22 protein-coding genes and 1 tRNA gene are annotated in these 24,546 nt (G+C 59.4%); 13 read left to right on the top strand and 10 right to left on the bottom strand.

Going from position 1 to position 24,546, the window contains the following annotated elements:
* Positions 1 to 16 precede the first annotated feature (16 nt).
* The 4 genes from serS (at position 17) to FHT86_RS08005 (ending at position 4,724) form a co-directional block, all read left to right on the top strand.
* Entirely contained in the window at positions 17 to 1,300 is a 1,284-nt protein-coding gene (serS, locus tag FHT86_RS08020) for a serine--tRNA ligase (RefSeq protein ID WP_133706313.1), read from the top strand.
* Positions 1,301 to 1,330: 30 nt separating this feature from the next.
* Complete coding sequence (gene surE / locus FHT86_RS08015; protein ID WP_133706312.1) at positions 1,331 to 2,104, top strand: 5'/3'-nucleotidase SurE; 774 nt, start codon at positions 1,331 to 1,333, stop codon at positions 2,102 to 2,104.
* Positions 2,101 to 2,754: a protein-L-isoaspartate(D-aspartate) O-methyltransferase gene (locus FHT86_RS08010; RefSeq protein ID WP_133706311.1), complete on the top strand. Its 654-nt coding sequence runs from the start codon at positions 2,101 to 2,103 to the stop codon at positions 2,752 to 2,754. Before surE ends, FHT86_RS08010 begins: the two co-directional genes overlap by 4 nt.
* Before the next feature lie 170 nt (positions 2,755 to 2,924).
* Positions 2,925 to 4,724 (top strand): peptidoglycan DD-metalloendopeptidase family protein, encoded by a 1,800-nt coding sequence (locus FHT86_RS08005; protein WP_133706310.1) that lies wholly within the window; start codon positions 2,925 to 2,927, stop codon positions 4,722 to 4,724.
* A gap of 75 nt (positions 4,725 to 4,799) precedes the next feature.
* Here the strand turns inward: FHT86_RS08005 and FHT86_RS08000 are convergent, their stop codons facing one another.
* Positions 4,800 to 5,672 (bottom strand): ATP-binding protein, encoded by an 873-nt coding sequence (locus FHT86_RS08000; protein ID WP_133706309.1) that lies wholly within the window; start codon positions 5,670 to 5,672, stop codon positions 4,800 to 4,802.
* A gap of 205 nt (positions 5,673 to 5,877) precedes the next feature.
* Between FHT86_RS08000 and yajC the strand changes: the two genes are divergently transcribed.
* The 5 genes from yajC (at position 5,878) to FHT86_RS07975 (ending at position 10,745) form a co-directional block, all read left to right on the top strand.
* Positions 5,878 to 6,228, top strand: coding sequence for a preprotein translocase subunit YajC (gene yajC / locus FHT86_RS07995; RefSeq protein ID WP_133706308.1), 351 nt, complete (start codon positions 5,878 to 5,880; stop codon positions 6,226 to 6,228).
* A 164-nt stretch (positions 6,229 to 6,392) separates the two neighbouring features.
* Entirely contained in the window at positions 6,393 to 8,936 is a 2,544-nt protein-coding gene (secDF, locus tag FHT86_RS07990; protein ID WP_133707111.1) for a protein translocase subunit SecDF, read from the top strand.
* Positions 8,937 to 8,940: 4 nt separating this feature from the next.
* Complete coding sequence (locus FHT86_RS07985) at positions 8,941 to 9,327, top strand: Mth938-like domain-containing protein (protein ID WP_133706307.1); 387 nt, start codon at positions 8,941 to 8,943, stop codon at positions 9,325 to 9,327.
* 19 nt (positions 9,328 to 9,346) lie between these two features.
* A complete protein-coding gene (locus FHT86_RS07980; protein WP_133706306.1) occupies positions 9,347 to 10,207 on the top strand; it encodes a phytoene/squalene synthase family protein in 861 nt (286 codons plus the stop codon).
* A 76-nt stretch (positions 10,208 to 10,283) separates the two neighbouring features.
* Positions 10,284 to 10,745: a hypothetical protein gene (locus tag FHT86_RS07975; RefSeq protein WP_133706305.1), complete on the top strand. Its 462-nt coding sequence runs from the start codon at positions 10,284 to 10,286 to the stop codon at positions 10,743 to 10,745.
* A gap of 7 nt (positions 10,746 to 10,752) precedes the next feature.
* Here the strand turns inward: FHT86_RS07975 and trmFO are convergent, their stop codons facing one another.
* The 3 genes from trmFO to FHT86_RS07960 form a co-directional block, all read right to left on the bottom strand.
* Positions 10,753 to 12,189: a methylenetetrahydrofolate--tRNA-(uracil(54)-C(5))-methyltransferase (FADH(2)-oxidizing) TrmFO gene (trmFO, locus tag FHT86_RS07970; protein ID WP_133706304.1), complete on the bottom strand. Its 1,437-nt coding sequence runs from the start codon at positions 12,187 to 12,189 to the stop codon at positions 10,753 to 10,755.
* A 112-nt stretch (positions 12,190 to 12,301) separates the two neighbouring features.
* Positions 12,302 to 12,445, bottom strand: a complete 144-nt coding sequence (locus FHT86_RS07965; RefSeq protein WP_007690982.1) for a DUF1127 domain-containing protein — start codon at positions 12,443 to 12,445, stop codon at positions 12,302 to 12,304.
* A 304-nt stretch (positions 12,446 to 12,749) separates the two neighbouring features.
* Positions 12,750 to 12,896, bottom strand: a complete 147-nt coding sequence (locus FHT86_RS07960) for a DUF1127 domain-containing protein (RefSeq protein WP_007690983.1) — start codon at positions 12,894 to 12,896, stop codon at positions 12,750 to 12,752.
* 907 nt (positions 12,897 to 13,803) lie between these two features.
* Between FHT86_RS07960 and FHT86_RS07955 the strand changes: the two genes are divergently transcribed.
* The 4 genes from FHT86_RS07955 (at position 13,804) to tig (ending at position 17,655) form a co-directional block, all read left to right on the top strand.
* Positions 13,804 to 14,958: a DUF2157 domain-containing protein gene (locus FHT86_RS07955; RefSeq protein WP_133706303.1), complete on the top strand. Its 1,155-nt coding sequence runs from the start codon at positions 13,804 to 13,806 to the stop codon at positions 14,956 to 14,958.
* Positions 14,955 to 15,647, top strand: a complete 693-nt coding sequence (locus tag FHT86_RS07950; RefSeq protein ID WP_133706302.1) for a GDYXXLXY domain-containing protein — start codon at positions 14,955 to 14,957, stop codon at positions 15,645 to 15,647. Before FHT86_RS07955 ends, FHT86_RS07950 begins: the two co-directional genes overlap by 4 nt.
* Before the next feature lie 144 nt (positions 15,648 to 15,791).
* A tRNA-Leu gene (locus FHT86_RS07945) sits at positions 15,792 to 15,876 on the top strand.
* A 276-nt stretch (positions 15,877 to 16,152) separates the two neighbouring features.
* Entirely contained in the window at positions 16,153 to 17,655 is a 1,503-nt protein-coding gene (gene tig, locus FHT86_RS07940) for a trigger factor (protein ID WP_183868554.1), read from the top strand.
* Between the two features lie 124 nt (positions 17,656 to 17,779).
* On the opposite strand, the gene sthA is transcribed toward tig, so the two are convergent.
* The 6 genes from sthA to FHT86_RS07910 form a co-directional block, all read right to left on the bottom strand.
* The gene (gene sthA / locus FHT86_RS07935; RefSeq protein WP_133706300.1) at positions 17,780 to 19,183 is read right to left on the bottom strand and encodes a Si-specific NAD(P)(+) transhydrogenase; all 1,404 of its coding nucleotides are present in this window, start codon (positions 19,181 to 19,183) and stop codon (positions 17,780 to 17,782) included.
* A gap of 103 nt (positions 19,184 to 19,286) precedes the next feature.
* The gene (locus tag FHT86_RS07930; protein ID WP_133706299.1) at positions 19,287 to 19,883 is read right to left on the bottom strand and encodes a dual specificity protein phosphatase family protein; all 597 of its coding nucleotides are present in this window, start codon (positions 19,881 to 19,883) and stop codon (positions 19,287 to 19,289) included.
* A 261-nt stretch (positions 19,884 to 20,144) separates the two neighbouring features.
* Positions 20,145 to 20,993 (bottom strand): RadC family protein, encoded by an 849-nt coding sequence (radC, locus tag FHT86_RS07925; protein WP_166656771.1) that lies wholly within the window; start codon positions 20,991 to 20,993, stop codon positions 20,145 to 20,147.
* A gap of 3 nt (positions 20,994 to 20,996) precedes the next feature.
* The gene (map, locus tag FHT86_RS07920) at positions 20,997 to 21,833 is read right to left on the bottom strand and encodes a type I methionyl aminopeptidase (RefSeq protein WP_133706298.1); all 837 of its coding nucleotides are present in this window, start codon (positions 21,831 to 21,833) and stop codon (positions 20,997 to 20,999) included.
* A gap of 2 nt (positions 21,834 to 21,835) precedes the next feature.
* A complete protein-coding gene (gene sfsA / locus FHT86_RS07915) occupies positions 21,836 to 22,585 on the bottom strand; it encodes a DNA/RNA nuclease SfsA (protein WP_133706297.1) in 750 nt (249 codons plus the stop codon).
* 13 nt (positions 22,586 to 22,598) lie between these two features.
* A complete protein-coding gene (locus FHT86_RS07910; RefSeq protein ID WP_133706296.1) occupies positions 22,599 to 24,446 on the bottom strand; it encodes an alpha/beta hydrolase in 1,848 nt (615 codons plus the stop codon).
* Positions 24,447 to 24,546 lie beyond the last annotated feature (100 nt).

Here is a 24,546-nt window from a genome sequence, read left to right as displayed (position 1 = left end):
ACGACCTGGAACGACGATGCTTGATATCAGATGGATTCGTGAGAATGCCGAGGCTTTGGATGCAGCGCTTGCCAAGCGCGGTGCCGAGCCTTTGTCGCAAAGCCTAATTGCGCTCGATGAGAAGCGCCGCTCCGTCATCCAATCCGTCCAGGATATGCAGTCTCGCCGCAACGCCGCTTCGAAGGAAATCGGCGCGGCCATGGCGCAGAAGAACACCGAGCTTGCCGAGAAGCTGAAGGCCGAAGTCGCCGAGATCAAGACGTCGCTGCCTTCAGCGGAAGAAGAAGAGCGCGTGCTGACGGCCGAGCTCAACGACGCTCTGTCGCGCATTCCCAATATTCCGCTCGATGATGTGCCGGTCGGTGAAGATGAACACGATAACGTCGTCAAACTTATCTGGGGCGCCAAGCCGACCTGGAACCATAAGCCGAAGGAGCACTTCGAGATCGGCGAAGCGCTCGGCTACATGGATTTCGAGCGTGCCGCCAAGCTCTCCGGCTCGCGTTTCACCGTGCTGACCTCGCAGCTTGCGCGGCTGGAACGGGCGCTCGGTCAGTTCATGCTGGATTTGCATACCGGCGAGCATGGCTATACCGAAGTCAGCTCTCCGCTGATGGTGCGCGATGAGGCTATGTTTGGCACCGGCCAATTGCCGAAATTCGCCGAGGACCTCTTCCGGACCACGGATGGCCGCTGGTTGATCCCGACCGCCGAAGTGACGCTGACCAACCTCGTCTCTGGCGAGATTCTCGATCAGGAGAAGTTGCCGCTGCGCTTTACCGCGCTGACGCCGTCTTTCCGGTCGGAAGCGGGTTCGGCCGGGCGCGATACGCGCGGCATGCTGCGGCAGCACCAGTTCTGGAAATGCGAACTTGTTTCCATCACAGACGCCGAAAGCTCGATTGCCGAGCACGAGCGCATGACCGCCTGCGCCGAGGAAGTGCTGAAGCGTCTTGGTCTGCATTATCGCGTCATGACGCTGTCGACCGGCGACATGGGCTTCGGCGCCCGCAAGACCTACGATCTCGAAGTCTGGCTGCCGGGGCAGGATACCTATCGCGAAATCTCCTCCTGCTCGGTCTGCGGCGATTTCCAGGCACGGCGGATGAACGCGCGCTACCGTGGCAAGGACGACAAGGGCACGAAATTCGTCCACACGCTGAACGGCTCGGGCACCGCGGTCGGGCGCTGCTTGATCGCCGTTGTCGAGAATTATCTGAACGAGGACGGTTCGGTCACTGTTCCGGACGTACTGCTGCCATATATGGGTGGTGTGAAGAGGATCGAGCGGGCGGCCTGAACCGGGCCGATGTGAACGGGGCGTCGGGCAATGCGGATACTTCTGACCAATGACGACGGCATTCATGCCGAAGGACTGGCCGTACTGGAGCGTATCGCTCGCACCATGTCTGATGATGTCTGGGTCGTAGCTCCGGAAACGGACCAAAGCGGTCTTGCCCATTCGCTGAGCCTTTCCGAACCGTTGCGCTTGCGCAAAGTCTCCGACAAGCACTATGCGCTGCGCGGCACGCCGACAGATTGCGTCATCATGGGTATCCGCCAGGTCATGGACATCAAGCCGGACCTGGTGCTCTCGGGCGTCAATTCCGGCTCCAACGTCGCCGACGATGTCACCTATTCGGGAACGATCGCCGGCGCGATCGAAGGTACGCTGCAGGGCGTGCGCTCCTTTGCGTTGAGCCAGGCTTATGTGCATGAGAATGGGACGCGCGTCGTGCCCTGGGAGGTGGTGGAGACGCATGCGCCCGCGCTTCTCGGCAAGCTCATCGATGTCGATCTGCCCGACAGCACCTTTCTCAACCTGAACTTCCCGAACTGTCTCCCGGATGAAGTTTCCGGGATTGAAGTTACGGCGCAGGGCAATCTCGCCTTCAATTTGCAAGTCGAGGAAAGGGCCGATGGCCGCGGATTTCCTTATTACTGGTTGCGCTTCGGCGAACGCAGCGGCGTCTTTCGCCCGGGCACCGATATCCATGCACTGAAACAAAATCGTATTTCGGTAACTCCTTTGAAACTCGATTTGACAGATTATTCGGCGCAAGACCGCGTGGCGCGGGCGCTCGGGTATGGAGTAGCGGATTGACACCTCGTTTGGTCGAGAAGGAAGGCTTTGCGGCCGTCGTGCTGCGGCTGCGGGCCGAGGGCATATTGGACATCGATCTGATGACGGCCGTCGAACAGACGCCGCGCCTTCCCTTCGTGCCGCCACAATTTGTCGATGACGCCTATTCCAGCCGAACGATCCCGATCGAATGCGGTGCTTTCATGGAAGGCATCGACCTCGTTGTCCGCGTCCTGCACAGCCTGAAGATCAAGCCGGGCCATCGCGTTCTCGAAGTCGGGACGGGCAGTGGATTCACTGCCGCCGTCATGGGTCGCATTGTCGAGCGGGTGCTGACGGTCGATCGCTACAAGACGCTGACGACGGCAGCGCAGCAGCGCATGGACACGTTGGGACTGCGCAACGTCATCATTCGCCAGGCTGACGGCAGCGTCGGGTTGCCGGGCGAGGGCACTTTCGATCGCATCCTGGTGACGTCGGCCTTCACCGCCATGCCGCGCTTCTATGCCGAGCAACTGGTTTCCGGCGGATCGATGATTGCGCCCCTGATGCTTTCAGACACTATTTGCCGCATGGTGCGCCTCACCAAGACCGGCAGCCGCTTCGAGCGCGAGGAACTTTTCGATGTTCCCTATCAGCCGATCGTGCCGATGCTCGCCTCTTATCTTTGAGGCCTAATTTAGATTGAAATCCCCTGAAGTATCCCGCAAGTGCGGGGATTCATCTTCTATGGTTAGCAATTCCTCAAAAAAACACATGCGACACCAGTGCTTTAACCGCATGGTAAGATTAACGCGCTTTAATCGACCCATAAACGGTTGCGTCTCAAGTGGGTCGAGTCATGGGTTTCAGTCTTTCGTCAAACTTCGGTAAATCGGCAGGGAAAGTCTTGGTGGCCATTCTCCTGGCGAGCACCGCGACAGCTTGTAGTTCGGACACGACGCGCTTCGGCGGGCTCTTTGCGGGCTCTCCGGATCAGACGACGACCGGTTCGATCAATCGCCGCGGCCTGACAGGCCCGGACGGCGATCCGGTGCCGCGTGCCGATGTTGCCCAGGGCGGTGGCTATCAGCAGCAGGATTATTCGCAGCAGAACGCGTCGGTTGCGCGGCCCTATCCGAATTCTCCGGCCCGTTATAACCCATCCTATTCGAGCGCCCGCGTATCGACCGCGCCCGTTGCGATCCAGCGTTCCGACCTTGCAGCTCCCACGGCTTCCGCAGCGCCGGTACGTTCGCATGTTGCCTCCAGGGGTGAAGATGAAGCGCTCGCCCAGCCGTTCCCTGCATCGCGTGGCAAAGCTGCGGTTTCCCGCACGGAGCCGGCTCTCGCTCCGGATGCGATGCCGACCGGCACAATCAAGACGGCGCCCGCCGCGGCATCCTCTTCGGGCTGGACGGCAGTCAATGCGCCGAGCGTCACGCTGCGCCCCGGGGAAAACATAAGCTTGCTCTCGCGCCGCTATGGCGTTCCGGAAAAGGAAATCCTGCGCGCTAATGGCCTGAAGAACAGTGCCGGCGCTCAGCCAGGTCAGCAGATCATCATCCCGACCATGAACGGCGCTGGCGCACCGAGCCCGGCTAAGGTGGCCTCGGAAGCGACCGACCTCTCCAAGGGCGGCAAGATGCCGGGTCCGGCTAAGGCTCCCGAGCAGGATGCCGTCGTGCTGCCGTCCAACGGCCAGATGCGCGGCAAGTCGCAGGCCGGCCTTGCCGATCCCGGCAAGCTCGCTGCCGGCAACGGCAAGGGTCCGTTGCCAAAGGGCGACGGGACCTATGTCGTCAAGCCGGGTGACTCGCTCGCTAGGATCGCCAAGAACACCGGTGTCAGCGTCGATGCGCTCAAGCAAGCCAATCACATGCAGTCGGGCGGCGGCATCCGCATCGGCCAGACTCTGAAGGTGCCGCATGGGTCGGTCGCTGAGGCCGAGCCGATCAGACCTGATCCGGTGAAGACCGCCTCGATCGAGCCGCAAAAGTCCGCCGTAAAGTCGGTCGCCGTGCCGGCCATGGAACCGAAGCAGGCTGCCGCCGAGCCGACCGTAAAGCCTGCTGCAAAAACAGCCGCTGCTACCGCGAAGGCTGCGCCGGCGGCCAAGACTGCTGCCGCTGACCAAGTGGCCAAGGCAGCGCCCAAGACTGCAACTGCTGCGCCGGCTCCCGATGCCGCCAAACCGCAGGCGGTCGCAGCCGCAGCGCCGACGCAATCCGTCAGCGACGCCGAAGACAAGTCCGACGTGTCGGCTGATGCACCGGAAGCGACGGGGATCGGCAAATATCGCTGGCCGGTTCGTGGCGCGGTCATCGCCGGCTACGGTTCTAACGTCAACGGCAGCCGCAACGACGGTATCGACATCTCGGTTCCGGAAGGCACGCCGATCAAGGCTGCTGAGAACGGCGTGGTTATCTATGCTGGCAACGGTCTAAAGGAGCTAGGCAACACCGTCCTCGTCCGTCACGACGACGGCACCGTCACGGTCTACGGCCACGCGGATGCACTCAGCGTTGCCCGCGGCCAGAAGGTCCAGCGCGGCCAGACGCTCGCCACCTCGGGCATGAGCGGCGATGTCAAGCAGCCGCAGCTTCACTTCGAAGTCCGCAAGAATTCGGCCCCGGTCAACCCAATGACGTTCCTTGAATAGGTAGTGCGTCTCAAGGAGTCTGCAAAAAGCCCGGCCACTACCGGGCTTTTTGTCGTTTCGGGGTTAGAGCGGCAATCAATCCCGCTCCAGCACGATACGCTGCCGTCCGGCGAGATCCTGAATATACTGCCACGCCACGCGCCCGGAACGGGCGCCGCGTGTTGTCGCCCATTCCAGCGCTTCGTGATGCATCTGGCCACGATCGAGGGGAAGCTTGAAATGATCGGCATAGCCGTCGATCATCTGCAAATAATCTTCCTGGCTGCACTTGTGGAAGCCGAGCCAGAGGCCGAAGCGGTCGGAGAGCGACACCTTTTCCTCCACGGCTTCCGATGGATTGATCGCCGTCGATTGCTCGTTCTCCATCATATGACGAGGCAATAAGTGGCGACGGTTCGATGTGGCGTAGAACAGCACATTGTCCGGCCGGCCTTCGACACCGCCATCCAGCGCCGCCTTTAGCGACTTGTAGGCGGTATCGTCGTGATCGAAGGAAAGGTCGTCGCAGAATACGATGACACGATGCGGCGCGGCCTTCAGGATATCGAGCAGCACCGGCAATGAGGAGATATCCTCGCGATGCACTTCGATCAGCTTCAGCGAGACGCCGGTGGCGCGGCGCACATCCTCGTGCACGGCCTTGACGAGCGATGACTTGCCCATGCCGCGCGCGCCCCACAGCAACACGTTGTTGGCGGCGAAACCTTCGGCGAAGCGCAGCGTGTTCTCATGAAGAATGTCGCGCACATGGTCGACGCCGCGGATGAGAGCCAGCGCCACGCGGTTCGGCCGCGCGACAGGCTGCATATAAAGCCGGGCCGGCACCCAGACGAAGCAATCGGCAGCATTCCAATCGTTCACGGCCGGCGCCGGGCCGGCGAGGCGTTCGAGCGCGTCGGCGAGACGACGGACTTCCGCAAGGATCCGCGCATTTTGATCTTCGGTCACCGTTTTTCCTCCAGAACGTTAGTCGGGAAAGGAGTAAAATGCTCCCTGTGCTGCCGGGTACCATGCTCCATCTACGGCCGAAAGGCTAAGAGGCCGGGAAAACAGTACGGTTGGCGGCTGTTTTTGTTGCATTCGCGATGATCGCAACTATATTCCGGCCACCTGACGCGGGCCCGTTCCCGCAAGGCGTTCAAGGGAGTTCTCGATGTTTATCACCAACGCATATGCTCAGAGCGCGACAGATTCAGCCGCAAGCGTCTTCGGCGGTTCCGGCTTTGAAATGATTATCCTGTTTGTGCCGCTGATGGTGGTTTGGTATTTCCTTCTTATCCGCCCGCAGCGCGCCCAGGCGAAGAAGCGTGAGGAAGTCCTCAAGAATATCCGCCGCGGAGACCAGATCGTCACCGGCGGCGGCATCGTTGGCAAGGTCACCAAGGTCGTCGACGACAAGGAACTGGAAGTCGAAATCGCCGAAGGCGTCCGCATCCGCGTTGTCCGCAGCGCTATCTCGGAAGTCCGTGTCAAGGGCGAACCGGTCAAGGCTGACGCAGCGTAAGGTTTGATGGGGGCGGGTCGAAGCAGCTTGCCACGCCAGCGCACAGCTTTGAAAATCGGAATCGACTTTCGAAAAGAACTATGCGCAAATTCAAAGTGTTACTGCGCCTTTACGTGCCTCGGCGGATGTTGGGGCGCAGTGAGATGCCAAAACTCGAGAGAGCGATGCTGCACGTCTCCTGGTGGAAGACCGTTCTGATCTGGTTCGCCGTTCTCTTGAGCGTTCTCCTTGCCGTGCCCAATCTACTCAGCGATAAGCAGCTTTCCTCTTTTCCAGCCTGGTTTGCGCAACGGAAAGTCGAGCTTGGGCTCGATCTTCAGGGCGGCTCGCATATCATGCTCAAGATCGAGCGCGGCGATGTGGTCAGGGATCGGCTGGAGACCCTTGTCGGTGACATCAGCGCCAGGTTGCGCACTGTCAATATCGGCTATTCCGGTCTGACAGGCACGGGCCAGAAGATCCAGCTCCGTGTCAACGATCCCGCGCAGGTACAGGCTGCTATAAATGCCCTGAAGCCGATCACCAGTGCCAACGGCAGGCCCGGAGCGGCTCTTTCGCAGGGTGATAATGGTGCTCTTACGATCGATATCAGCGACGCCGGCATCAATGAGCGTGTTTCCGCATCCATGACACGGTCGCTCAAAGTTATCCGCGACCGTATCGCTCAGTTGGCGGTGGGCGAGCCGCTGATCCGTCGGCAGGGGGCGGACCGGGTCGTCATCCAGATACCGGGCCTTGCCGATCCACAGCGCCTGAAGAACCTTCTGAACCAGCCCGCTCAGCTCAGCTTCCGTCTGATCGATCAATCCATGCAAGTGCAGGACGCCATGAACGGCCGTCCGCCCGCCGGTTCGGAGGTGCTGTTTTCTGAGGATGACCCGCCCGTTGGCTATCTCGTCCAAAAGCAGCCCATCCTTTCGAATATCGACTTTGCCGATGCCGTGGCGGTGTCCAATACCCAAAGCAATGACGGCAATATCTCCGTCAAACTGACGCCTGAATCGACCAGCCGTTTCGCACAGGCGACGGCGGCCAATCTCGGCAAGAACGTCGTGGTCGTGCTTGACGATCAGGTCATTTCGGCGGCCGCATTGAAGACCGCAATCACCACCGGCGATATTGATATCCCCGGCGATTTCACCGCGCAGGGCGCGCAGGATTTGGCCATCATGCTGAAATCTGGCCCGCTGCCAGCGACGCTGACGACGGTCGAAGAGCGGACCATCGAGCCGGGGTTGGGCAATGAAACGATGCGCTCCGGCATCACTGCCTGCATTGTCGCCGCAATTTTCGTTGCCGCGCTGATGATCGGCTTCTATGGGCTGCTCGGTGTCGCCGCGACGATCGCGCTTGTCATCAATATCATCATGGTTCTGGCAATCATGGGGCTTTTCGGCATTACGCTGACCCTGCCGGGGATTGCCGCTATCGTCCTCATCATCGGTATCGCGCTTGACGCAAATGTTTTGATCTACGAGCGCGTCCGGGAAGAGGAAAAAAAGACACATCTCCTCGTCGATGCACTGCGCCACGGCTTCAACAGGGCGGCTGCCACCGTTGCCGATGCGAATCTGACGCTGCTCATCGTTGCTGCCATCCTTTTCTATGTTAGCAGCGGCGCGGTTCGCGGGTTTGCTGCGACGTTGATAGCTGGTATTTTCACCACCTTCTTTACCGCTTGCTTCGTCACGCGTTCGCTCGTTGACGCCTGGATTTCGCATCGCAAACCGCGTGTACTGCTGGCCGGTGTGCGAAGCGGCATCTTCGACGGCGCGAATATTCGTTTCATGGGCATCCGGCGTTATTCGTTTACGGTGTCGGCAGCGTTATCGGTGGCAACCCTGCTTGCCTTTGCAGCGGTCGGCATGCATCTCGGTATCGATTTCACTGGCGGTTCGATCATCGAAGTTCGCGCCAAGCAGGGCGTTGCTGATCCGACAAATATTCAATCACGCCTGCAAAGCGTCGTTCCAGGCGATGTGCAAGTCGAGCGGCTGGACGATCGGCTGAGTGCTGTGATCCGGGTGCATGCGCAGCAAGGCGGCGAGAATGCCGAACAATCCGCCGTGACCCTCGTGCGCGACGAGCTGGGCAGGGATTACGATTTCTCCCGTGTCGAGGTCGTCGGCCCTGCCGTCTCCGGCGAGATCAGCACAACGGCTTCGCTCGCCGTTCTGGCGGCTCTGGCAGCGATCCTCATTTATATCTGGCTGCGTTTCGAATGGCAGTTTGCCGTCGGCGCCATCGTGGCGACGCTGCATGACGTCATCCTGACGCTTGGCCTTTTCGTGCTGACCGGCATGGAATTCAATATGACGGGTATTGCCGCACTTTTGACCATCGTCGGCTATTCGCTGAACGATACGGTCGTCGTCTATGACCGCATGCGTGAGAATCTGAAGCGCTATTCGCAGATGCCATTGCCGATTCTGATCGATGCTTCGATCAATCAGACGCTATCACGCACGGTTTTGACCTCGGCGACGACGTTGCTGGCGCTGCTCGCGCTCTATATATTCGGCGGCGAGGTGATCCGCTCCTTCACCTTCGTCTTGCTCTTCGGCGTCGCGGTCGGCACGTTTTCGTCGATCTATATCGCGGCACCGGTCCTGATCGTCTTCAAGCTGCGCCCGGATAAATTCCAGGCCGGCGACGAAAATAAGGGACAGGCAGGGGGCGACGTGCAATCAGGCAAACCAGCGGTGTGACAGAGTGGCAAAAGGCATAGAAATCCGGAACGCGCATTTTCCCGGCCGCGCACCAATCGACGCTTACGGCAACGGCGGCTTTCGCTTTGCCGACATGTCGCATCGCGGCTCGCTGCTCTGCCTACCCTCCGGCATCTACGGTTGGGATATGACGCTGGAGGACGCGCTGACGCCGGCGCATTTCCAGAAGGTGCTCGATGAAGCTGCTGAGATCGAAGTGCTGCTGGTCGGCACAGGCCTGGAACTGCGGCCGTTACCCTCGGAACTGAAAGCGGCGCTGCGCGCCAAGCAGATTTCTTCCGATCCGATGAGCACGGGGGCGGCTGTTCGCACGTTCAATATCATGCTGTCCGAGTCGCGCGCCGTGGCCGCGGCACTGATCGCCGTTTGACGAGGGATCAGGCAAGGGCATGACGACAGCAGCTGCGCCCCGTAGCAACCAGGATCTTTGCCTGGCGACGCTTCGCGACACCGATCGTGATCGCTATCTCGCCTGCCTGCTGGCGCCGGAGGATAAACGCGGCGCACTTGCCGCACTCTACGCCTTCAACGCGGAGCTGGCGCGCATTCGCGATCTCGTCCACGAGCCGTTGCCGGGCGAAGTGCGCATGCAATATTGGCGCGATCTGCTCGAAGGGCAGGCGCATGGATCGAGTGCGGCCAACCCCATCGCCGCCGAACTTCTTGCCGCGATCGAGCTGCATCGCCTGCCGCGTCAAACGCTGATCGATATGATCGACGCACGTATCTTCGATCTCTATGACGATCCTATGGAAACGCGCGGCACGCTGGAAGGTTATGCCGGCGAGACCGCGTCGGCGCTGATCCAGCTTGCGAGCCTTGTGCAATCGCCGGAGGATGCCCGTCGCTCGGCCGAGGCCGCCGGCCATGCCGGCGTAGCGCAGGCGATTGCTGGGCTGCTGTTGCTCATGCCGCTGCACCGCAGCCGTGGTCAGCTCTATTTGCCGCTGGAAATTCTGACGGCGACAGGCCTCGATCGCGATAGCTTCCTTGAGGGCAAGGATACGGCGCGGATTTCTGCTTCCATCGAGGCGTTCGCCGGCCTCGGGCGCGAACACCTGGCGAAGGCCAGGGCTGCCGGCAATATCTCGCCAACGGTGTTTCCGGCTTTCCTGCCGGTCGTCTTGGCGGAGCCTGTGCTGAAACGTGCGCAGGTCCTGGGCGCCAACTTGTTCGATCGATCTTTCCAGCAGCCGCAATGGCGCCGGCAGATGCGAATGGCGCTAGCCACCATGGCCAAGAAAATCTGAAATCGACCACGTTCGCGCAAGTCTCAGGGCTTATAGAGATCGCCGAACCATTTGCTCGCATCCCAGGAGAGCCGCTATGGGCATCATCGTCTGGTGCATACTCTTTGCGATCGTCGTTTTCTTTGCCTTCTTCGCAACGCGCATGGCGTCGCAGAACAAGGAAGATGGTTTGCACGATACCGGACTTGCCATTCTCGAGTTCGGCCGCGCTTTTCCGACAGAGGCGATTCGGCAGTTGCAGACAACGGCCAACGGCCAGGCCGTCTTTGTGCGCTTGCATGATGATAAGGCCGGCTTTATGCGCAGCCTGCGCAATCACTTTGCCGTTCATCTGATCGAGCCGGGCAGGGCGCGCGCCAAGGATTCAGGGACCGGTCGCGGTCTGACCATCGATTTCCTTGACGCTCCGCATCACAACGGCACGTTCGAATTCGCCACGCCTGCGGAAGCCGCCGAGGTCTCGCTCTGGCTGCTCGGCAATTATGTTGCGAGCGATGATTCCAAGCCATCGGCAACCAAGCCAGCGGCAAAGGCCTGAGAGAGGCTCAAGCGCTTTCGGCGACGGCGGGCGCCCGAACGCCAAGCCACCCTGCGCAATCCGCAAGCGCTCGCTTGGCGATGAGTTGCCGTTTCATGATCGTTTTGTCCTTGCCACGGAAGCGCTTGACGCCCTCCGGCTTGACGATCGAACCCGGTTCCAATTCCGGAAACAGCCCGAAATTGATGTTCATCGGCTGGAAGGAGCGTTTGCCCGGCTCTTCATCGGAAACGATATGGCCACCGGTAATGTGGTTGAGCAGCGACCCCAGCGCTGTCGTGTCCGGCGGCAGGGACGGCGACGAGCCCCTGCGTTCGGCAGCGGCAAAACGGCCGGCGAGCAGGCCGATGCCAGCGCTTTCGACATAGCCTTCACAGCCGGTAATCTGGCCGGCAAAACGCAGGCCCGGCCGCGATTTCAGCATCAACGAGCGGTCGAGCAGGGTCGGCGAATTGATATAGGTGTTACGGTGAAGGCCGCCGAGCCGTGCGAATTCGGCATTCTCCAGGCCCGGGATCAGCCTGAAAATCTCGGCCTGCGCGCCATATTTCAACTTCGTCTGAAAGCCGACCATGTTGTAGAGCGTGCCGAGCGCATTGTCTTGGCGTAGCTGTACGACTGCATATGCTTTGACGGTCGGGTTATGGGCATTGGTCAAGCCCATCGGCTTCATCGGCCCGTGGCGCAGCGTCTCGCGCCCCCGCTCGGCCATCACCTCGATCGGCAGGCAGCCGTCGAAATAGGGCGTGCCTTCCCATTCCTTGAAACCGACAGCATCGCCGGCGATCAGCGCATCGACGAAGGCATTGTATTGGGCTTCGTCCATCGGGCAGTTGATGTAGTCCTTGCCTGTACCGCCGGGGCCGACCTTGTCGTAACGGGATTGGTACCAGCAAATGTCCATGTTGATGCTGTCGCGATAGACGATCGGCGCAATGGCGTCGAAAAAGGCAAGTGCATCCGCGCCGGTTTCTGCCTGGATGGCGCTGGCGAGCCCCGGTGCGGTCAAGGGACCGGTGGCGATGATGGCCTGGTCCCATTCCTTCGGCGGCAATCCCTGCATCTCTTCGCGCACGACCGTGATCAGCGGGTGGGTTTCGATCGCCTGTGTCACTGCCGTGGAAAATCCATCACGATCCACCGCGAGCGCGCCGCCTGCGGGAACCTGATGTTTATCGGCCGAAGCCATGATCAGCGAGCCGGCCAGGCGCATTTCCGCATGGATGACGCCAACGGCGTTGCTGGTCGCATCGTCGGAGCGGAAGGAGTTGGAGCAGACGAGTTCTGCCAGATCGTCGGTCTTGTGCGCCTCGGTGCCGCGCACGCCGCGCATTTCATGCAGGATGACGGGCACCCCGGCGCTGGCAATCTGCCAAGCAGCTTCGGAGCCGGCAAGGCCGCCGCCGATTACATGGATAGGAGAAAAGGAGCTGGTATTTGTCATGCGCGCGTCATTACCACGGGCGGGCCGGCGATCCAATCGCTTTAGGCAGGCGCACGAATCAAAAACGGCGCCGAAGAGCGCCGTCTTGAGGCAGTCCACTTGGTCCGTTGTATTAACGGAAAGAGCGGGAAGCGATGTTGCGGATTTCGTAGCGGCTAACGCCGATATCCGACAGGGTCTGGCTGGAAAGGTTGCCGAGTTCGTTCAGGGTACGGCGGTAGCTGATCCAGTTCTTAGCAATGCGAATCGGGTTCATCGTTTTGTCCTCAGTCATTCTAGTTGCGAGCGGCACGATTGCCGCCTCAGCGCTTGACACTCATATAGTCGTGAGGACGCATATTTTGCAGTGCAAATAAAAGGCGTCTGCTATGCATTTGTGCAATATGCCGCCTAAAAAGCCACCAATGCCCAAATTTTATGTGATGTGCGCGGGGCGAATGGTTTGAAGCAACTCAGTTATTGCTGCAGGCGCGAACAAAGCGCAAAAAAGAACGCCCGCCGCGGTTGTCCGCAACGGGCGTTGTGAAGGCTATCGCTGTCAGGCGAAGCCAATCCGGTAATTAGCGGCCGGTGGCTTCGCGAGCTACGCGATGGATGTCCGAACGGTCGATGCCGAGGTCGTGCAGTTCGCGGGTGCTCATGCGGCCGAGTTCGGTAACGGTCTGACGATACTTGCGCCAGTTATTGAAAGAGCGAGTCAGGTTCATTTTAAATCCCTTTCGAGGCTTTGGAGATCTTGTCGGTTCCGTGATTGGTTCCGTCCTCGATCTGATGGTCATGAATATATGCTGCGCTGCAAGAACTAAAAGAGCGAATGCTTCATGCCACCTATGCGCATCATGCAATCCTCGTCGGCGAATCGCCTAAGATGGTGACTGCTTTATGTGCACATCGCAGCAGTGGGAGGGCGGGTTTCCAGCTCAGAAATGCCCGAATCTGCGAATCCTCGCGCAAATCACGAGCGATTGCCCAGTTGTCGCGCGATCGTTGGTGGAGATTCACGCAAGCTTGTCGCTGTAGTGGGAGGGGAGGCCGTTAACATCGGCCGGGGCGAAATCCTGCTCTCCGCATTTTTTCGTTATTCCCCTGCACGGGACTGCTTAAAAGCATCGCGGAGCCCGTGCCCGCTGATTCATAGACAATTAACCGATTTAATTGGGAGATAAAAATAACGCCCACCGCGGGAGGAAGATGCGGTGGGCGTCATTTGTGATGATTGACGACTGGGAGGAGGAGTGTCGTCAATCCATCGGAGCGGCACTGGGAGGAGGAGTGTGCAGCTCCGAATTCTATATGAGGAAATCCTTCCTCAAGCTCTTTCCGGCTTTCGCCGAAGCGGCGCGCTACTGCCGTCCTTCGATGATTGGACAATAGTATGACTTTTGATTTTTGTGCAGCGCAATAATTTCATGGGAGGTATGTTGGCTGCGCATGCCTCGGAAGGCGCGCGGCCCGCGGACGCTATTATAACGAATGAAGACTTAATCCTGCATTAATATGGTGCGGCTTTGCTTGCGCCGCAGGTTGATTTCAGGCCCAAATAAGCGACCTCGATTGCCCCCCAATATGTGATAAAACACTCTTGGATGGGGGAATCGCAGTCAGGGGCGCGCGATGTACCGGGGTCGGCTGGAGCGTGATCTGAAGGTCTGGGTGGACAAGGGGCTGGTCGACGCGCCGGCAGCGGCGGCGATTCTCAGCGAATACGACAGCCGCCCGGCAAGCTTCAGCCTTGGTCGCGTGCTTGCCGTCATGGCGGCGCTTCTGCTCGGAGCCGCGATCCTGCTCTTCGTTGCGTCGAACTGGGACGAGATTCCAAGGATTGTCCGGCTCGTTGGGCTCATCGCGCTGATATGGGCCTTTTATCTCGGCGGCGCCTATTCATTTGCGCGCGCACGCCCGATCCTCGCATCGGCCCTGTTGATTCTGGGCACGGTGAGTTTCGGCGGCGCCATGTCGCTGATCGGCCAGATGTACAATCTGTCCGGCGATGAGTTGACGATGATGGTCGTCTGGTTCGCGGTAGCCAGCGTCGCCGCGGCACTATTTCGCTCGAGCGCGCAGGTCGCCCTTGCCGGTTTTCTGGCCTGGGGTTTTTGCGGCTTCTATCTCTGGGATCACGCTGACGAGTGGTACGGCATCATGCCTTGGTTGCCACCGGTCATGGCGGCCGTGCTGATCGCGCTTGTCCGATATACCGATGCGCCCGGGTCCCGCCATCTTGCCTATCTCATGCTTGTCGGCTGGCTGACATGGATATTCGCGCAATATGAAAGCCTGCATGCGGCTATCCTGCTCGCCACTGCCGGCATGATTGCCTTCCTGGCCGTCAGCCTCCCAGTTTCGCCGTTGATGCGGATCGCACGGACTGCCGGTGTCGCGCCGGCCTTCTATACCTTCCTCATCGCTGCCATCGGTCTCTTCGCAATCCACGGAGAGATCAGCAACGGGGTTTTTGAGAATAATGTATGGGTTGTAAACAAGCTGCCCCTCATCGTGCTTGCCCTGGCAACGCTGGCAAGCGCGGTCGCTGCGATTGTTCTGAGTGGCCGCGACAACGGCGCGGTGCGCTATCTCGCCTATGTCGTCTTTGCTTGCGAAATCCTCTATCTCGCCGGCGAGACGGTCGGCTCGATCATCGGCACGTCTGGTTTCTTCCTGATCTGCGGCGTGTTGGTGGCGATCGCAGCCTGGCTGGTCATACGGCTGGAGCGGCGGCTCTCCCATCATGGTGGTCCCCATAGTGATAGGCAGGGGGCGCAGGCATGACGATGACAGCCGACACCAGCTCCGTTGCGCGCAATTTTAGTCGCCGCATGTGGATCGCTGCCATCATTGTCGCAGCGCTGCAGACGGTCATCCTGGGCTATATGGTTGGCGAAAGGGCCTGGGGCCTGAGGAGCGGCGTCGAGGTCCTGTTGAAGACCGCACCGATCGATCCGCGCGATCTGCTGCGCGGCGACTACGTGACGCTGAATTACGATATTTCGCGCGTGCCGGTATCGACCCTGATCGGTGGCGCGCCGACGGAAGATCGGAAGAACCAGGTTCTGTCCGTCCGCCTGAAGAAACAGGACGACGGCTATTGGGGCATCGTCGAATCGTCGTTCGGCACGCTTGAGCCGAAGTCCGATACTGTCGTGCTGAAAAGCGCGCCTTTCGACTATTATGCCTACGAATACCATCCGCCTGCGCCGCAGAATGATGCAGCCCCGGCCAATGGCAGCAGTTCGGACACGCCAGCCCCAATCCCCGGTGCAACGCCGCCGCTGGGTGCGATCTCGGTCAAATACGGCATCGAGCGCTATTATGTGCCTGAAGGCGATGGCCGCAATATCGAGGATGCGCGCAATCACGACCGCGTTGCGATCGCCGCCCGCGTCTCGGCCGATGGCGGGGCGCATATCAGAAGCCTGCTTTTGGATGGCAAATCCGTCTATGAAGAGCCGCTTTACTGACAAGGTTTCGGTATAAAACCAAACAAGGTCCGCAGACGGTCGTGGAACCGTCATTTTTCCTTTGCGTGGTTTGAAACGGGTGATATAGAGACGCCGCGCTCCGGAAGGCCCCATGGGCAGGCATTGCCATGCGGTTTTGGGAACGCGGGTATGGTGAAATTGGTAGACACGCCAGATTTAGGTTCTGGTGCCGCAAGGCGTGGGAGTTCAAGTCTCTCTACCCGCACCAAGGCTGCCTTGTGGACGGGGGAGGCTTAACGGCCTGTCTCCTGACCCGCTGTTGGACGCGCCATTTTGCCTAGAGCATCCCGCTTTCAAGTGGAAAGTGGATAAGATGCCCTAGATTCAGAGAGGTAGAGCGACCTTTTGCGCGTTCGTTCGAACGCGCGGCGCTCTAGCAAAATGATGAGGAATTGCATCCAAGCCACGCTCGGGATTTTCCGGCGTCGTGCTCATTGAAACGAACGGCTGTCTGGGCACGGCCGCCATGAATGAAGGTAGGACAATGCAGGTTATCGAAACGCTCGCTGAAGGGCTGAAGCGCGAAATCAAGGTGGTCATCCCGGCCAAGGACATGGAAGTTCGCATGAACGAGCGCCTGGCCGAAGTCAAGGACAAGGTCCGTATCAACGGCTTCCGTCCGGGCAAGGTGCCGGTTGCGCATCTGAAGAAGGTCTACGGCAAGTCGATCATGGCCGACCTCGTTAACGAGATCGTTCGCGACCAGCCGCCGGCAATCCTGACCGAGCGCGGCGAAAAGTCGGCGACTCAGCCGGAAATCGCCATGACAGAGGACAAGGACGAGGCTGAAAAGATTCTCGCCGCTCAGGCCGATTTCGAATTCACGCTTTCCTATGAAGTCATCCCGGCGATCGAACTGAAGCCGGTCAACGGCATCAAGGTGACCCGCGAAGTCGCTGAAATCGGTGAAGACGAAGTCACTGAGCAGATCCTGAAGATCGCTGAAAGCGCCCGCAGCTACGAGACGAAGAAGGGCAAGGCCGCCGATGGCGACCGCGTCACCATCGATTACCTCGGCAAGGTCGATGGCGAAGCCTTCGACGGCGGCAAAGACGAAGACGCTCAGCTCGTCCTCGGCTCCAACCGCTTCATCCCGGGCTTCGAAGAGCAGCTCATCGGCGCCAAGGCTGACGACGAGAAGACCATCACCGTGACGTTCCCGGCCGATTACCCGGCCAAGAACCTTGCCGGCAAGGAAGCTACCTTCGACATCACGGTGAAGGAAGTCGCAGCTCCCGGCGAAATCGAAATTAATGACGAACTCGCCTCCAAGCTCGGCATCGAATCCGCCGACCGCCTGAAGGAAATCGTCCGCGGCCAGATCGAAAGCCAGTACGGCTCTGTCACTCGCCAGAAGGTCAAGCGTCAGATCCTCGACCAGCTGGATGAGATGTACCAGTTCGACACGCCGCAGAAGCTGGTTGACGCTGAATTCGCGAGCATCTGGCGCCAGATCCAGACCGATCTCGATGAGTCGGGCAAGACCACCTTCGAAGACGAAGACACGACGGAAGAAAAGGCACGCGAAGAATATCGCAAGCTCGCCGAACGCCGCGTTCGCCTCGGCCTCGTTCTCTCCGAAATCGGCGAAAAGGCCGGCGTGGAAGTAAGCGAAGACGAAATGCAGCGTGCGCTTTACGCGCAGCTCCAGCAGTTCCCCGGCCAGGAAAAGGAAATCCTGGAATTCTTCCGCAACACGCCCGGCGCTTCCGCCAACCTGCGCGCGCCGATCTTCGAAGAAAAGGTCATCGACCACCTGCTGACCGAAGTCGACGTCACCGACAAGACCGTTTCCAAGGAAGCACTGCTGGCTGACGACGAAGCGGCAACCGAAGACAAGTCGGAAGCCAAGAAGGCTGCTCCGAAGAAGAAGGCTGCCGCCAAGGCTGAAGCAACCGAAGCCGCTGCCGAAGGGGAAGAAGTTGCCGCCGCGCCCAAGAAGAAGGCCGCTCCGAAGAAGAAGGCTGCTGAAGACAGCGCCGAGTAATCGGCTCTTTTCGACGATGAAATCAGGCCCTGCCGTTCGCGGCGGGGCTTTTTCTTTTTGATTGCCGCACAACAAAAAAGGCCGGATCCTTATCCGGCCTTTTTCGAATTACGATTTTGAGTTTTCAAATCTCCGACTTGATATCACCCATGCGGTTCCACGCATCCAGGCCGGCGATTTTGTAGGCTTCGGCGAGTGTCGGGTAGTTGAAGGTGTTTTCGACGAAATATTCGACCGTGCCTTTGAGATTCAACACAGCCTGGCCGATATGGACGAGTTCGGTCGCGCCTTCGCCGACGATATGGACGCCGAGCAGGCGGCGGGTCTTCAGCGAAAAGATCATCTTCAAGAGGCCGGTGTCGAGGCCCATGATATGACCGCGCGACGTCTCGCGGAAACGGGCAATGCCGCATTCATAGGGAATATGGCGTTCCTTGACCTCTTCCTCGGAAAGGCCGCATGTGGAGATTTCCGGCACGGCATAGATGCCATAGGGGAAATATTTCGGCGGCTCCTTGGCGATGGCGCCGACAGCAACGCGAGCCGCAATACGACCCTGTTCCATCGAGGTCGAAGCAAGGCTTGGAAAACCAACGACGTCGCCGGCGGCAAAGATATGCGGGACATTGGTGGCAAAGGTTTCCGGGTTGACGCTGAGGCGGCCGCGATTGTCGGCCTCGAGACCGGCTGCGGCAAGATTGAGCGTATCGGTCGCGCCCATGCGGCCGGCCGCGAACAACACCATGTCGGTAACGATACGGCGGCCATTGTCGAGCGTCAGTTCCACTTTGCCGTTCTCACGAACGACCTTCTCAGCCTTTTGCCCCAGCAGCAGTTTCATGTTGCGGTCGCGCAGTTGGTAGATGAAATCCTCGACGATTTCCTTGTCGATGAAGTCGAGCATCGTCGACTTCGGATCGATCAACGTCACCTGCGTATCGAGGGCGCTGAAGATCGTCGCATATTCGATGCCGATGACGCCGGCGCCGATGACGACCATCGAACGTGGCAGATCCTCGATCTCCAGCAGCTCGTCGCTGTCGAGAACGGTCTTGCAGTCGAAGGGCATGTAGTCGGGGCGGAAGGGCTTGGTGCCGACGGCAAGCAGGATGCTGGCGCCAGTGACATGGATCACTTCGCCATCGTCCTTGACGACTTGCATGGTCTGGGGATCGACGAAGCTCGCCTTGCCGCGAACATGCTGCACGCGATTGCGAGCGAATTGATGCTCAAGCACTTCGACTTCATGATCGAGGGTGATCAACAGGCGGCGACGCAAATCCTCGGCGCTGATTTCCTGCTTGACGCGATAGGCGCGCCCGTAGAAGCCACGTTCGCGCCAGCCGGAGAGATTGAGCGCGGTCTCGCGCAGCGTCTTCGAGGGAATGGTGCCGGTATGCACCGACACACCACCGACACGTTTGCCTTGCTCGATCACAAGAACCTTCTTGCCGAGCTTTGCCGCCTGAATGGCGCCTCTGCGGCCGGCGGGGCCACTGCCCACGACTAGGAGATCGAACTGGTCCATCAAGATGCCCCGGATGATTGATTTACGGAATCAATGTCGCAACGCAATATGCTGCCCGTCAACCGGTAGCTTCTCAATGTTACAGATTATCTAACAGGAATGCTCACGAGCTGGAAAAGCCGAGCCATGGCTCCAGCTTTTCGAAGGTCCGGTCCATGGCATAGGCATGGGTAAAGGAAAGCGGCAGGTGGCCGTACATGATGGATATCTGCCCTTCCGCGGTCGCTTCGCTGGTTTTGGCAATAGCGGCGAGATAGAGGGCGGAGGCAAGTCCCGTGCGATCGGCGCCTGCCTGGCAGTGGATCAAGATAGGCTTCGGTGCGTCTCGCATGATCTCCACGAGTCGGGCTGCCTGATCCTGGGTCAATTCCCGGCCGGAAGACATGCGAAAATCGATGTGATTGATGTCGAGTTCCCTGGCCTGCGCCACTTCCTCGTCGTACCAGCTACGGCCGCTATTGTCGCCGCGAAGGTTGATGATGGTTTTGATGCCATATTGCTTCTGCAACTCGGCGATCACAGCGGGCGATGGCTGTGAGGAGCGGTAAACTTCCCCGGCAACGACTGGGTGGAAATTCGTGGTCCAGAGCATATGGGCGTAGAAACCGCCAGCAACCAAGGCAAAGGGGGAAAGCGCAAGAAGTGTGCCGCGGCCGATCAGGCGCAGACGACGAAAAGGCGGCGATGATGTCTTCTGCATGTGGTCTCCGCACACGCCGAACCTTGAGCAGATAAGGCGCAAACAAAACAACGGCTTCCGTCGGCAAATGCGCTGATGTGGAGGCGTCGTCGTTTTCTCAAAACATCCTGACAAATACCTGAAAAGCGGAGAGAGGGGTCCGGAGTTTGGGAACTATCGGAAGCCGCGGCAAGCGATGGTATTTCGTATGAATAAAATATAAATAAAATCAATTATATATACTAATATTCTAACGTTTTTCTTTATTTGGGAAAGCGTAGTTTAGACGAGCCGCAGCGCCCTGAAACTGACATGGCCATTCTTGCCGATGATAACATGGTCGTGAACGGTGATGCCCAAAGGGCCGGCCGTGTCGATGATGGTCTTCGTCATGTCGATATCGGCGCGCGAAGGAGTGGGGTCGCCGGAGGGATGATTGTGGACGAGAATCACGGCAGTGGCTGAGAGCTCGAGAGCCCGTCTGACCACCTCGCGCGGATAGACCGGCGTATGGTCGACCGTGCCCAAACCCTGCACCTCATCCGCGATCAGGGCATTGCGCTTGTCGAGAAAAAGAATGCGGAACTGCTCGCGCGTCTCATGCGCCATGACTGCATGACAATAATCGATCAGCGCTTTCCACGAGGAGAGCACCGGTTTGCCTGTCAGCTCGCTTTTCAGCATGCGCTGTGCAACGCTCGCCACCAACTTTAGATCGAGAGCCACAGCTTCGCCGACGCCGCTAATTTCCTGCAGCAGATTAGCGGACGCGCCGAAGACGCCGCCGAGCGTGCCGAAACGGGCAAGCAGGGCCTTGGCGATCGGTTTGGTGTCTCGGCGTGGAATCAGCCGAAACAGCAAGAGTTCGAGGATTTCGTAATCGGCAAGCGCCGAATCGCCGCCATCGCGGTAGCGATTGCGCAGGCGCTCCCGGTGGCCGTGATAGTGAGCCTCGGCATTGGCCGGAGTGCTCGGCGGTTTCACCGGTTTGTCGCGCGGCGCGGTCTTGGCGGGTTGATGGGCGAAAAACAGCCGCTCGTCGAAAAGTGATGTGTCTTCGAGACCATCCGTCCCGCCGTCATCGATGGGCATGTCGCCATGTCCGTTTGTCGGGGCGGGGCGTTTCGCCATGAATTACCCCTGCAATGGCGGCAGGCCAGGACGGTCGAGGCCGCCGGGCGACAGGGTGAAGATCTCGCAGCCCGTAGCGGTGACGCCGACGGTATGTTCGTATTGCGCCGACAGCGAGCGGTCGCGCGTGACCGCCGTCCAGCCGTCGCCGAGCACTTTTACATGCGGTCTTCCGAGGTTGATCATTGGCTCGATGGTGAAAATCATGCCTTCACGCAGTTCCGGGCCTTCGCTGGCGCGGCCGTAATGCAGGATGTTCGGTGAATCATGGAACAAGCTGCCGACGCCGTGGCCGCAGAAGTCCCGCACGACGGAGCAGCGCTCCGCTTCGGCATAGGTCTGGATCGCCTCGCCGATGGCCCCAGTCCGAGCACCGGGACGCACAGCGGCAATGCCGCGCATCAGCGATTCATAGGTCACTTCCAGCAGCCGCTCCGCCGAGCGCTTGACCTCGCCGACGGGATACATGCGGCTGGAATCGCCATGCCAGCCGTCGAGCACATAAGTCACGTCGATATTGACGATATCGCCGTCGCGCAGCGGCTTGTCGTTGGGAATGCCGTGGCAGACGACGTGATTGATCGAGGTGCAGGAGGATTTCATGTAGCCGCGATAGTTCAGCGTCGCCGGGTAGGCGCCGTGATCCATGCCGAATTCGAAGACGAAGCGATCGATGACATCGGTCGGCACGCCAGGCTCGACAATATCAGCGAGTTTGTCGAGGCAGCGGGCGGTCAACTGGCAGGCCTTGCGCATTCCTGCGAAAGCATCCGGCCCGTAGAGGCGGATGGCGCCGGTATTCTTCGACGGCGCCGTTGCCGCTTCAATGTAATTCACCATGATCAGCCTTCAGCAGAAATCTTTATACTGGTATTTAATGCAGCTATGCCGGGTTCGTCTATCGGGATCAACCCTGCCGGCGTTATTTCCGTCGGCGAAACCCTGCATTTTAGAGCATAGACTTCAACGCCGCGTTTCAGAGCTCGCTCGAAGGCCGCGGCGTAAATCGTATCGAGATCGCCACAGACACGAAAGCGCTCGCAGTCATGTCGCTGGATCACGAACAGCATGACGGCACGGTATCCCGCTTCCGCCATATCGCCGAGTTCTTCGAGATGCTTGGCGCCACGGGCTGTGACCGTATCCGGAAACTCGGCAAGGCCCGGCTGGCGCATGAAATGCACGTTCTTGACCTCGACATAGGTGGTTGTCCTCAAGGGATCGGTCAAGAGCAGATCGATGCGGGAATTGCGGCCGTAATTCTGCTCGCGCCGCACAGTCGTGTAGTCGCCGAGATCGGAAACCTGGCTGAGGGCGATCGCCTCCGCCGCCAGCCGGTTCGGCATTGCAGTATTGACTCCGACCGTGGTGCCATCAGCCTCGATCAATTCGAAGACGTGGCGGTATTTCCGCTTGGGACTGTCGTGTTCGGAAAGCCAGATGCGCGAACCGGGTGTCGTCAGGCCCTGCATTGAGCCGGTGTTCGGGCAGGAGCCGGTGATGATCCCGCCGTTCTCCAGTTCAGCATCGAAGAGGAAGCGCTTATAGCGGGCGATCAGCCGTGCAGGGACGAGGGGCGGATTGAACAGCATGGATGAACGCCGCTTAGGCGCGCTCCATGACGAAGCTGCCGGGTGCTTCCTCGATGGCATTCAATGCCGCGCCGCCGGGTTTGCGCGCGGGAACCATCCGGCTGTCGTGGCTCTTGATCCAATCATGCCAGTGAGGCCACCAGGAGCCGCGCGTCTCCTTGGCCTCCACCAGCCATCGATCATAGTCGCCCTTGACTGAGCCGCCGGTCCAGAACTGGTATTTGTGCTTGTCCGGTGGGTTGACGACGCCGGCAATATGGCCGGACCCTGTCACCACGAATTCTACCGGCCCGCCGAAGAACTGGCTGCCGACGAAGACGGATTTTGCCGGCGCGATATGGTCCTCGCGTGTCGCCAGATTATAGACGGGTATCTTGACGTCCTTCAGCGACAGTTTTTTGCCGTCGAGCACCATCTTGCCCTGGCTGAGTGCATTGTCGAGATAGCAATTGCGCAGATAAAACGAATGATTGGCGGCGGCCATTCGCGTGGAATCGGCATTCCAGAACAGGAGATCGAAGGGCAGGGGTTCCTGGCCTTTCAGATAGCTGTTGACGAAGTAGGGCCAGATCAGCTCGGAGGCGCGCAGCATATTGAAGGCTGTCGCCATCTTCGAGCCCTCGAGATAGCCGACGGCCTTCATCTGCTCTTCCAGCGCCTCGATCTGTTCCTCGTCGACGAAGACCTTGAGATCGCCGGCAAAGGTGAAATCGACTTGTGTCGTCAGAAAGGTCACCGTACGGATGCGCTTGTTCTTTTCCTTGGCATGCAGGGCAAGCGTCGCGGCCAGCAGCGTACCGCCGACGCAATAGCCAACGGCGTTGACCTCTTTCTCGCCGGTCGCCTTCTCGATCGTCTCCAGCGCGAAATCGATGCCCTCGCGCGCATAGGACGTCCAGTCCTTGGCCGCATGGCGCTTGTCCGGGTTCACCCAGGAAATGACGAAAACGGTGTGCCCCTGCTCGACGCACCATTTGATGAAGGATTTCTGCGGGTTGAGATCGAGAATGTAGAATTTGTTGATCCAGGGCGGGCAGATCAGCAACGGCCGCTTCAAAACCTTATCCGTTGCTGCCTCATACTGGATGATCTGGCAGACGTCGCTCTGCGCGATCACCTTGCCGGGTGTCAGCGCCATGTCCCGTCCAACAGCGAATTTCGTCATATCGGTCTGACGCAGCCGCAATTCGCCGTGACCGGCGCTCATGTCCTCGGCAAACATCTTCATGCCGCGCACAAGGTTTTCGGCATTGGAGGCGACGGTCTCGCGGTAGAGCTGCGGGTTGGTGGCGACGAAATTGGCCGGCGATAGCGCCGCGGCGATCTGCTTGGTGTAGAAGGTGGCCTTGTGGCGCGTGTGCTCGTCTAACCCTTCGGCGTCAGTGACCAGCTTTTCCGCCCAACCGGCTGTCAGGAGATAGGTCTGGCGCAGAAAATCGAAGAAAGGATTCTTCTGCCAGTCCTCGTCGGCGAAGCGCTTGTCCTTGATCGGTTCGGCCTCAGGCGCGGCGAACGAATCGCCGCTGAGACGCTGCATGGTTTTCGTCCACAGGCTGAAATAACCGGACAGCAGATAGGTTTGTGCCTCCAACGTCCGGCGCGGATCGGACAGCCAGTATTCGCTGACCTTGGAGAGCGTCTTGACTATATCGGTTATCGGATCGGCGACGGTGTCGATTTTCTCGCCACGCTCGCGCGGCGCAAGCCAGGCGGATGCGGCTTTGCCGAGGTTTTCCAGCGCACGGGCAAAGTTCACGGCCATCGCCTCGGGGTCTTTGACGATGTAAGGCTCGACCGACTTCGGGTCGAAGCCGGGAAAGGCGCCGTTGCCTTCACTTTTATCCCGCTTGCTGTCGGTCACGCATCATCCTCCCGGCGGCAGCTCTCTTTTGTTTTCCATTTGTACATCTTGCGGGAAAAGGAATACAAGTCGAATGAAACGCAACCCTGCTCTTGCTTTG

The organism is Rhizobium sp. BK313, assembly GCF_014193655.1.
Lineage (GTDB): Bacteria > Pseudomonadota > Alphaproteobacteria > Rhizobiales > Rhizobiaceae > Rhizobium.
This window is presented reverse-complemented; position numbering and strand designations above follow the sequence as displayed.